Annotated in this window: 9 protein-coding genes; all 9 read left to right on the top strand. The window is 44.0% G+C overall.

Annotated elements, in window-relative coordinates; all coding sequences use genetic code 11:
* Positions 1-331: hypothetical protein (locus L1D50_RS06935; RefSeq protein WP_239965776.1), on the top strand; the 331-nt coding region annotated here is incomplete at its 5' end.
* 180 nt (positions 332-511) lie between these two features.
* Complete coding sequence (locus L1D50_RS06930) at positions 512-1,018, top strand: hypothetical protein (protein ID WP_193554584.1); 507 nt, start codon at positions 512-514, stop codon at positions 1,016-1,018.
* Positions 1,019-1,183: 165 nt separating this feature from the next.
* The gene (locus L1D50_RS06925; protein ID WP_010377064.1) at positions 1,184-1,669 is read left to right on the top strand and encodes an Hcp family type VI secretion system effector; all 486 of its coding nucleotides are present in this window, start codon (positions 1,184-1,186) and stop codon (positions 1,667-1,669) included.
* Positions 1,670-1,747: 78 nt separating this feature from the next.
* Complete coding sequence (gene tssE, locus L1D50_RS06920; RefSeq protein ID WP_039495807.1) at positions 1,748-2,149, top strand: type VI secretion system baseplate subunit TssE; 402 nt, start codon at positions 1,748-1,750, stop codon at positions 2,147-2,149.
* Positions 2,149-3,873: a type VI secretion system baseplate subunit TssF gene (gene tssF, locus L1D50_RS06915; protein ID WP_128728169.1), complete on the top strand. Its 1,725-nt coding sequence runs from the start codon at positions 2,149-2,151 to the stop codon at positions 3,871-3,873. Before tssE ends, tssF begins: the two co-directional genes overlap by 1 nt.
* Positions 3,874-4,839, top strand: coding sequence for a type VI secretion system baseplate subunit TssG (gene tssG, locus L1D50_RS06910; RefSeq protein WP_239965775.1), 966 nt, complete (start codon positions 3,874-3,876; stop codon positions 4,837-4,839). It abuts the gene before it with no gap.
* Positions 4,840-4,867: 28 nt separating this feature from the next.
* Entirely contained in the window at positions 4,868-7,555 is a 2,688-nt protein-coding gene (gene tssH, locus L1D50_RS06905; RefSeq protein ID WP_128728168.1) for a type VI secretion system ATPase TssH, read from the top strand.
* 26 nt (positions 7,556-7,581) lie between these two features.
* Positions 7,582-9,621, top strand: coding sequence for a type VI secretion system tip protein TssI/VgrG (gene tssI, locus L1D50_RS06900; RefSeq protein ID WP_239965774.1), 2,040 nt, complete (start codon positions 7,582-7,584; stop codon positions 9,619-9,621).
* A gap of 16 nt (positions 9,622-9,637) precedes the next feature.
* Positions 9,638-10,060, top strand: coding sequence for a hypothetical protein (locus L1D50_RS06895; protein ID WP_128728166.1), 423 nt, complete (start codon positions 9,638-9,640; stop codon positions 10,058-10,060).
* Position 10,061 lies beyond the last annotated feature (1 nt).

Raw genomic sequence — 10,061 nt, 5'->3', positions numbered from 1 at the left:
ATTTTCAATATATGAAAATCAATTTTTAATCTTGTCTGAGATTAGGGTTTCACTTGTAGAAGTTGTCGTTCTTATTACTGATGGATTAGTGTTGGTAGCAAACTTACTGCTGATTTTACAAGTGCGTATGTTAAGCCAAAGAACATGGTGTTTGGTAGTTTTGGTATGGTGGTTTGTAAATATTTACAGTTTACTAAATGAATTTTACTTAGGCGGTTATACTTCGTCTGAAATGTTGTTTTTTGGAAATGTAATCTGGTTTTTAATTTTATTCTCCCTGCCTGTACTTAAGTACGGAAGCTTTATAGGAGAACCCATTAAAGCTGAGTAAAGTTAAAACGATTTATACTTCCATGATGCACTTTAGTGCATGCGTTAAACTGTGGAATTGACGTGCGTCTTAAGCTCGTTGGTCAAAAGGCAAGTATAAATAAAAGCCACTGATAAAAACGAATAAACATATCTAAGGCTGAGATAGCCCTAGAAAAAAGCGATAAGGCAATGGATTGTCATGTTTAAACGAAAAATATGTAGCTGGTTGATGGTGTTAAGTACAGTTCTAGTGACTAACTTTGCTTATAGTCAAGGGCTGACACCTGAGCTCTTTTTCGCAAAAAAGAAATTGCAAGAAGCTGCTATCTCTTATACTGCGGCGATGGAAACGTGTTTTGAGTATGCTCCACGAGTTACGCCAAGTCAGTTAAAAGTAGATAAATTGGAGACAGAATTAGTTGTAGAGGCTGTCAATTATCTGCATTACTTAACGCTTAATGATTGTATGCAAGACCATGATGTTTACTTTTTAAAGGCGGTTGAGCACTACAATCAAACGGCGCCAAAGGATGAGTTAATCACGGTAGACAGTTTTGTGACGCATAGATGGAATGAAGAGCTTCGAGCTGAATTCGAATTTAAACAGTTACCCGAAGCGGTCCAGCAGCACTTTTTGCAGCTGGATATACTAAAAACGCCATTTGATGCGGCGACGTTAGTGATGGAATTACGTGGTGACTTATAACATGTAGTGAAAGATTGCCCCAAGTTGGCTGCCACCAACTTGGGACATGTTCCCAAATTGGCATAAAGCGTGGCGCTTTGTTTGGGGATCAAACGTGAAAAACACGCGTTTGATCAATGCCTTTAATAATTAGGAAACATCTTATCTTAAAAGGAGAAATTAAAAATGGCAATTCCAGCGTATATGTGGTTAAAGGACGACCAAGGTAACGACGTTAAAGGTTCAGTAACTGTAGCTGAGCGTGAAGGTTCAATTGAGATTTTGCATTTCGATCACGAATTGCGTATCCCAACTGATAACGACACGGGCGAGCTAACAGGTACTCGTAAGCACGAGCCTTTTGTTATCACAAAAGCTGTGGATGCTGCTACTCCGTACATGTACAAAGCGTGTTCAAACGGTCAAACATTAAAGCAACTTGAGCTTAAATGGTACCGTATTGATGACACTGGTACTGAGCGTGAGTACTTCCGCCATACGCTTGAAGACGTGAAAATCACTTCAATCACGCCAACAATGCACAACGTTAAAGATTTGGATAAAGAGCGTTATCCTCACCTTGAAACAGTGCACATGCGCTACAAGCGCATCACTTGGACGTACCTAGACGGTAACATTGAGTTCTCTGACTCATGGACTGAAGGTCGTTAATTTCGAGTGTTGGAGGCCTGTTGGCCTCCTTTTCAAGCTTATACTAGTTCGTGCAATGAATAGAGAGCGTATTTTTCTATGGCCTTATTTGATTTGCTAGCTCAGCCATCACGCCAAGCCTATAGTGATAACAATTTATCACATCTAAGCGATAGCGTATGTAAACACCTAACGCAACTATTGAATGCGCGTAGGGGAGTGCTTGAGCATTTAGGCGATTATGGTTTACCGGATGTGGAAGATCTATATGAAGGGCTACCTTATTCGCAGCAAACACTTGCCAATGAAGTAAAAAGAACCATAGAAAAGTACGAACCAAGAATTACCAACCTCATCGTTCGACCCATCGACATAAAAGAGGAAAACTGTGTGATTCGATTTGAGATAAGAGCGCAATTAAAAACCGGCGAGATAATCAGATTGAATACTAAGTTTGCGTCAGGTGGTAAAGCAAACGTCAATGCAGGAGGAGCAGACTAATGGATATGCAGCAATATTTTGATGCGCAAATGAGGCTGTTAACACAAGCAGGTAAACAATTTGCTCAGCAGTATCCTGAACATGCCGGTTTTTTAAATATTGACGCATTAAAGGATAGAGATCCCCATGTTGAGCGCTTGCTCGAAGGAGTCGCTTATTTAACGGCATTTACGCAAAAGCGATTGGACGAGACGCTACCTGAAGTGTCTGAGCAAGTACTCAGACAGATTTGCCCAATATTATTAAACTACTATCCGTCTACGACGGTGTTAGAGTTTGCGCCAAAACTCACCATGCAAGGGTTGGTGAGTGTGCCAAAAGGCGCGAAAATCTCTTCCCATAAAAGTGACAACGCTCCTGTGGCTTGTCACTTTACTACCACCGCAGAAACGAAAGTGCTGCCGTTTGAGATCTATTCTGTGGACTATCATGAGATCCACACTGGTGCGACGTTAAACTTGCACCTCAAGCGGTTAGGCCAAGGCAGTTTAGATGATTACGATCTCTCTAAATTGCGGGTGTATTTACGTGGTGACACGCCGCTTTGTGCCAGTCTTTATCAAATGATGAAGAACCCAAACGCAGCGATAGAGGTTGAGACTGGAAGGTTGGGAAGTACGACGCAATATACCTTGAACAAGTCAAAAATAGATGCAGCTTTTCATAAAGACAGCACCGGAATGCTGCCGAACAGCGAACAGAGTCATCCCGCTTATGCCTTGCTACTTGATTACTTTAACTCTCGTGAAAAGTTCTATTTTGTTGAACTAACGGGACTGGATACGCTAAATATTGATCCAGACACTAATACTATCAGCATCAAAATAGCCAGTGATATTAAATTACCGCCCGGTAACAAAGTAAACGCAGATAATATTCTGCTTAATTGTGTACCCGCGGTAAATATCTATCCGGTAGATGCCGAGCCTATCCGAGTCAGTGAAAACCAAACCGAATACCAACTACATCCAGTGCAAAATAAGCTTGGAGAGAGCTTTTGTTATAGCGTTAAGTCGGTACAAGGCGCAAGCAGTAGCACTGGGGAAGCCATCGACTTTGTTTCTCGATATAGCACGGTATATGAAGATAACGCCCATTTGTATTCACTGATAAGCCGCGATATTGGCGGGGTATCGCCACAGACATACATTCAGCTTTCAATGCAAGAAGTGGGTGATATTACTACTTTATCGACTGAGCTGTTGGCACATAACGCGGCGTGGCCAAGGCAAACACTGCAAGAGGGTGATATCAATGCACAAAGCGCTGATGTACCGTCGGTACTTAGCGTTAAAAATGTCGTAAGACCGAGCAAGTTGCTTAATTCTCCTGATCAGGCTTTACATTGGCAGCTCATTAGCTTGTTGAATATGCGTTTCTCTCAACTTGCGGAACCAACCCAGCTGAAAAAGCTATTGGCGCTGTTTGATTGGTCGGAGCGATCTGAAAATCGAAATCGTATCGAGAGCATCCAAGGCGCTGAGTCTAAACCTATCTCATTGCTACAAAAGGGCGTGTTTGTTAAAGGAATAGAGATACATTTAACCCTAAACGAAAAGAGCTTTGTTTGTACAGCCGACGCTTACCATTTTTGCGATGTGTTGCATCAGTTCTTTAAACTATATGCACCAATCAACGAGTGCTTAAAAACCCGAGTAACGCTGCTGCCAAGTTACCACGAGTGGGAGTGGGATGTGACTGCAGGCGATAGTTATCAGGTGTAAATGATGGAGCAGCAAAACCAACCTATTTGGGCAAAACTGCCAGAGCCAATCGCTAAATTGATGGCAACACCTTGGCGTTTTAGTTTGTACAAGGCGCTAACGCTTATTGAACAGCACTGGGCTAGCAATAACGAGTTACAAAGTGGCCACAGTCATCGCGTTGAAATTGCCCCCTATAAGGAACTTGGATTTCCAGCTTCAGATGTTAGACGCTGCGAATTACAAGTAAAGCAACGAGGCAAGCTAAGGCTCGAAACATCATTCCTCGGTTTGTATGGCGTTGATGCTGCGATGCCGCACTACTTGTTAGAACAAGCCGCAGGAGACGAGGAGATAGGAGCTAGAACACGTGCATTTTTAGATCTCTTCAATCATGTACTGTATTGCCAGCTATTTCAAAGTTGGAAAAAGTCTCAGATTAATCTCGCCGGCATTGGCGCGCAGCAATTTGACCAGATAGTTGCTGCGGTATTTGAAAATAATCAGTCAGATAAAAGCAAACTAAACCTCATTAGTGCTAAACAAACCAGTGCTGCTGGGCTTGAACAAGTATTAAAGCAAGCGCTACAAGATGAAAGCTTAACGATTAAAGACAATATCGTTGAATGGGAAGGTATTACTGAAGCGGGCAAGCTAGGGTCAAAACATAGCGGTTTTTCATTGGGTGGCAATGGCGTATTGGGTAAACGCGTACTGGTTACCGGCAATCGTATTTGCATTGAGCTTGGTCCAATGGACGAGGCTGAGGCGCACCTATATGAGCCAGGTGGTGTAAAGGCGAAACGTTTATCACAATTATTAAATTGGCACACCTCCACCAAAATGAACTGGCAGCTGTTAGTACAGATCAATCGCCAAGCACGCGAGGGGACTCGATTAGGGGCTGGCAAGCTTGGGATAAGTTGTGCGATAGGTAAAGTTAACGCACGCGTAGAGAAGAAAATATATTCACAATCACAGTTTTAATGCGAACGGGAATAGCAAGGATTAAAAGATGGACGCAACAGGCATAAAGAATCTCATAGACAAACTCAATCATCACAGCGCGACAGCGTTAGAAGCTGCAGCAGGATTCGCAGCGAGTCGAAAGCATTTTGAAGTGCTACCAGAGCATTACTTATTAAAGTTAATGGAAGAGCACAATGACGGCGATGTTGCGAAGATTTTACCTTTCTTCGAAGTTGATCAAGACGCATTGTGGAATAGCGCGCTAGAATTTATCAATCAACAAGATGCTGGTAACCCGAGCAAGCCGGTTTTCTCCCGTCGCCTCTATGAGTGGTTAGAAAAAGCATGGCTCAGTGCAAATATGCGCCATCAAAATGATTGGATCACAGGAGCTGCGCTGATTGACTCGTTCAAAGACATGGCGATATACAGCCCTGCATTTGGACTGGCGCGCGAGTTCGACAAGATTGATACGCACTTCTTAAAGCAGAATTTAAACAAGATCTGTAAAGGCTCGACTGAGCGTCAAGTATTTAGTAAGCCAAATGCTGACAACACGGTGTCGAATAGCCGTTCACAAGGTGAAAGCGCGCTAGAATCATTTTGTGAAGACCTCACTGAAAAAGCACGTTCTGGTGCAATTGACCCGGTTCTTGGGCGCAACGAAGAAATCCGTCTCGCAATTGATGTGTTGTGTCGTCGCCGCAAAAATAATCCTATCTTTGTCGGTGAGCCCGGTGTTGGTAAAACGGCAGTGGTAGAAGGGCTTGCTCAGCGCGTTGTTGAAGGGCAAGTTCCGCCAGAACTCAAAGAAGTTAAGATCTGCGTACTGGATATGGGGCTGCTACAAGCCGGAGCCGGCGTAAAAGGTGAATTTGAGCGTCGTCTTAAACAAGTCATTGATGAAGTAAAGAGTTCAGCGACCCCTGTTATCTTATTTATTGACGAAGCGCATACCTTGATTGGTGCTGGTGGCGACGCTGGCATGGGAGATGCCGCAAACCTACTAAAACCTGCACTTGCTCGTGGAGAAGTAAGAACACTTGCAGCAACGACATGGAGTGAATATAAAAAATATTTTGAGCGCGATGCTGCGCTTGAACGCCGGTTTCAATTAATTAAAGTCGATGAGCCAACCGAGCAAGCCGCAAAGCTTATGCTCACGGGTCTTAAAGAGAAATACGAAAAGCATCATCAAATTCAAATCACAGACAGCGCAATTGAAGCCGCGGTTAGTTTGTCTGCACGATATATTACAGGTAGACAATTACCTGACAAAGCTATTGATGTACTAGATACTGCGGCTGCAATGGTCAGAATGGGACCGGCAACGTCGCCTGTGGTGATTGATAAAGCCAAAGAGCAGATCCGTTACTATCAAAGCAGAATCGAACGCTTGGCAATCGAGTCAAAGCTTGGGATTGCAGATCAAACTTGCATTCAAAGCCTCACTGATGCGCTTACACAAGCCCAAGAGCAGCTTGCTGAGCTTGAGCAAAGCCGTGAGCTGCAAATTGATACTTATAACGCCTTACACGGTGCGAGTGACGAAGAGAAACCTGCGATTAGACAAGCGCTTGCTGCGTTAAATCAAGATGATAATGCGATTTTCTCCGAAGTGACCAGCGATACGGTAGCGCAAGTGATCGCAAGTTGGACTGGGATCCCTGTTGGTAACATGGTGAAAGACGAGCTGGAGAACTTACTTAAGCTTGAGCAATCACTGGCACAAAGCGTTGTGGGTCAAAATGCTGGATTGACTGCGATTGCAAAAACCTTACGGGTTGCAAAAGCGGGTGTATCGGCCTCATCTGGCCCGCTGGGTGTATTCTTATTAGCGGGTCCTTCAGGGGTTGGTAAAACCGAAACCGCAAAACACATAGCCGAGCTACTATTTGGTGGTGAAAAATTCTTAACCACAATAAACATGAGTGAATATCAAGAAGCACATACGGTATCACAACTCAAAGGCTCACCACCGGGTTATGTGGGTTATGGTGAAGGTGGGGTGTTAACCGAAGCTGTGCGCCAACGTCCATATTCTGTGGTGTTACTTGACGAAGTGGAAAAAGCCCACGCAGATGTCATGAATATGTTTTACCAAGTGTTTGAAATGGGTGTAATGCGTGATGGTGAAGGGCGTGAAATCGATTTTAGAAACACGGTTATCATCATGACTTCTAATTTAGGGGCTGAGCAAATCATCAATGCTTGTACACCAGAAACCGAGCAGCAGGCCATGCAACAAATGGTGGATGGGATCATTCAGCAAGGCGTACCCGAAGACGAAGAAGCACAAGACAACAACGAACAAGAAACACCGTTTGAGAGACCGAGCTTTCAGCAGCTAGTCAGCTTAATTAAGCCAAACTTGCTCGCGCATTTTGCACCTGCGCTTTTAGCGCGTATGCAGGTTGTGCCTTTCTTCCCGCTAGATACCGATGTGTTAAAACATATCGTGGCACTAAAGCTTGAGAAGGTCGCGGCGCGACTTCATGACAATCACGCAATACAACTGCGCGTAGATCAAACAGCGCTAGATTATCTAGCCGATAAATGCGCTATGTCTGATAGCGGCGCACGATTGGTTAACGCAACAATTGAACAACAAATTTTACCTGGGATCGCTCGTTCAATTTTGGGCTTTATGAGCGAAGAAGATATGCCAGACCTGCTGACGCTGACACTGGATGAAAATGGTGAAATTGAAGCCGTATTCGCCGACTTAAGCTAACGGTAGATACGAGTAAGGAGACAAAAATGGAAATGCTAGCATCACTTGCCGATAAACTGCCTAAGGCAAACGAAAGTCACTTTGCAATCGAAATTGCGGGGCTATCAGGAAGTTTATTTAAAGTATTGAGTTTTGAATCACACAATGACAGCTTATGCAGTGACTATCGCTTCGATATTGAGGTGTTAAGTGAAGAGCTAATTGAGCCTGATCTGGTGATTGGTAAAGATGTTACATTTTCCATTACGTGGGCTATGTCTGACAGAACGGTTTCGGGAATTATTACCGAATATGTTTGCCATGGTCGCAGTCATCAAGGCTACGTGTATACCTTATCTTTTCAATCACTTTTGGTGTTGCTCAAACATCAACGATCAAATCGTGTTTTTACCGACATGTCTGCGGATGCCATCGTTAAAAGTGTGTTAGACAAGGCAGGGTTCCCGTCAGGAAAATTGCAACTAAAGGCATCATCGCCAACCCTTGCTATGACAGTGCAGTATGACGAAAGCGACTTTGACTTTGTGACGCGTCTAATGCGCCGCTACGGTTTTGTTTACGGCAGCACAGAGTCAACGGGCAGTCAAGCCAATCTGTCAGTGTTTGGCAGCAGCAGTGATTTTTCTTCAGAGATGGAAGAGATAACTTTGCCTTACGCGTCACCTACTGGACAGGTTAGGCCGAGCGAGTCTGTTTTTGCCTTTTCTAAAAAGGCGAGCCTACTAAATAGCGGCTTTAGACTGTATGACGAAGACTATGAAAAAGGCTGTGCACTGTCTGTTAATAGCAATAATCAAACAGAGGTGGGCGGCTTTGGTGAAGACAGTATATTTGCTGAAAACTTCATGACTGAAGGAGATGGCGATACGCTTACCAAAGTGCACCAGCAAAGCATTGATTGTCAGAGAAACCTTTTTGTTATCGATACCGACTGTCGGGCGCTTCGTCCGGGTGTCGCTTTAACCATAACCGATCACCTTAATTACAGCGGTCGTTACTTAGTGGTGTCTGTTGCTCATAAAGGCTGCCAAGGCGGTAGCGTTGAATACGGTTCCAAGGTAAAAGGCTTAACCTATAAAAACCAAGCGACGATTATCCCAATTGATGTGCAGTTTAAAGCGCCTGTGATTAAGCGTAAAAAGGTCTTTGCATCGTTTAACGCCACGATTGAGCAAGAAGTGGATGACAAAGGGCGCTATAAAGTCAAGCTGCCATTTAACCAAGATGGTGAAGGGGAAGAGAGTAAACCGACTCGACTTATGCAGCACTATGGTGGGCCTGGCGGGCACGGCATGCACTTTCCTTTAAACAAAGGAACCGAGGTTATGGTGGCGGGCGAAAATGGTGACTTAGACAGACCGGTCATTCTCGGTGCGCTATTTAACGATGAAGCGCTAAGCCCGATTACTGCTGAGAATGCGACTGAAAATAAATTGGTGACAAAGGCAGAAAACACCTTGTTGATGGATGACAAACAAGGCGAAGAGAAAATCCAATTGTTCACCAAAGCACAAGAAAATATACTCGAATTTAATGCCACCGAAGGCAGCGAATTTATCAAGCTTGAAACCAAAAAAGGTTACATCGATATTAAATCGAAAGAAGCGATGACGCTGCAATCACGAGCAAATATTGTGGCACAAGCCGACAAAGAAATAAGCATTCGCGCAGAAGATGCGGTGTATATCCAAAGTATTGAGTCCAATATTGAGATCAATGCCAAAGAGGCGATTCAACTCACCGCAGACACCGACATTAAAATTCAGTCTGCTGACAGCAATATTCAATTCGAAGCGCAGCAATCCATCAATCTTGAGGCAGCGCAAGACATCAGTTACTTCAGCGTTGATGGTAATGTTGAGCTTGCGGCGCAAAATGGTAACTTGACCATTAATGCCGATAGAAACATTTCTATCGTTGGCCAAGGTAGCGGCTCAATTCAGCTCTCTCAAGGCGGCGGAAAAATAGAAATCGATGCGGCAGGTAATATTACTATCGATGCGAACAACTTGAACTTAAGCGCCAGCAATATTTCAGTGTCTGGCTCAGCAATTAGCCATAACTAAGCAGGGAGCAAAGTCTATGAAAACCAATGTTGTACAATTTCCTCCGTCGTTAAGCAACATCGTATGGCGTGTATCCGCCATTGATAAATTAGGCAAAGTGTTACAAGTGAAGTGTGACGAATCAAAGGTAGAAATGAAGGTTAAAGGTCAACTAGACAGCGTGACACGCGTAAGTATTGACGATGAAGTGTTGCTTCATAGTGTGGCAATGCCTATCGTTATTGGTCGCTTAGCTGCACCGCAAGATTTTCCGGCAGCGTCGGTAACAAATAACAACGGCACTGTGGTGCTAAATGGCGAGCAAAAAGTCTGTGTCAAAACCAAAAATGGCAGCATTGCGATCAACGGCAATGGTGAGATACAGCTTGAAGGTAAACTATTAAACGCCGATATTGAGCAAGATCTCAGCCTCCAAGGCTGGCCAATTCGATTAAATTAAG

Origin of the sequence: Pseudoalteromonas sp. Isolate6, from assembly GCF_022398435.1 — a bacterium.
Taxonomy (GTDB): domain Bacteria; phylum Pseudomonadota; class Gammaproteobacteria; order Enterobacterales; family Alteromonadaceae; genus Pseudoalteromonas; species Pseudoalteromonas galatheae.
This window is presented reverse-complemented; position numbering and strand designations above follow the sequence as displayed.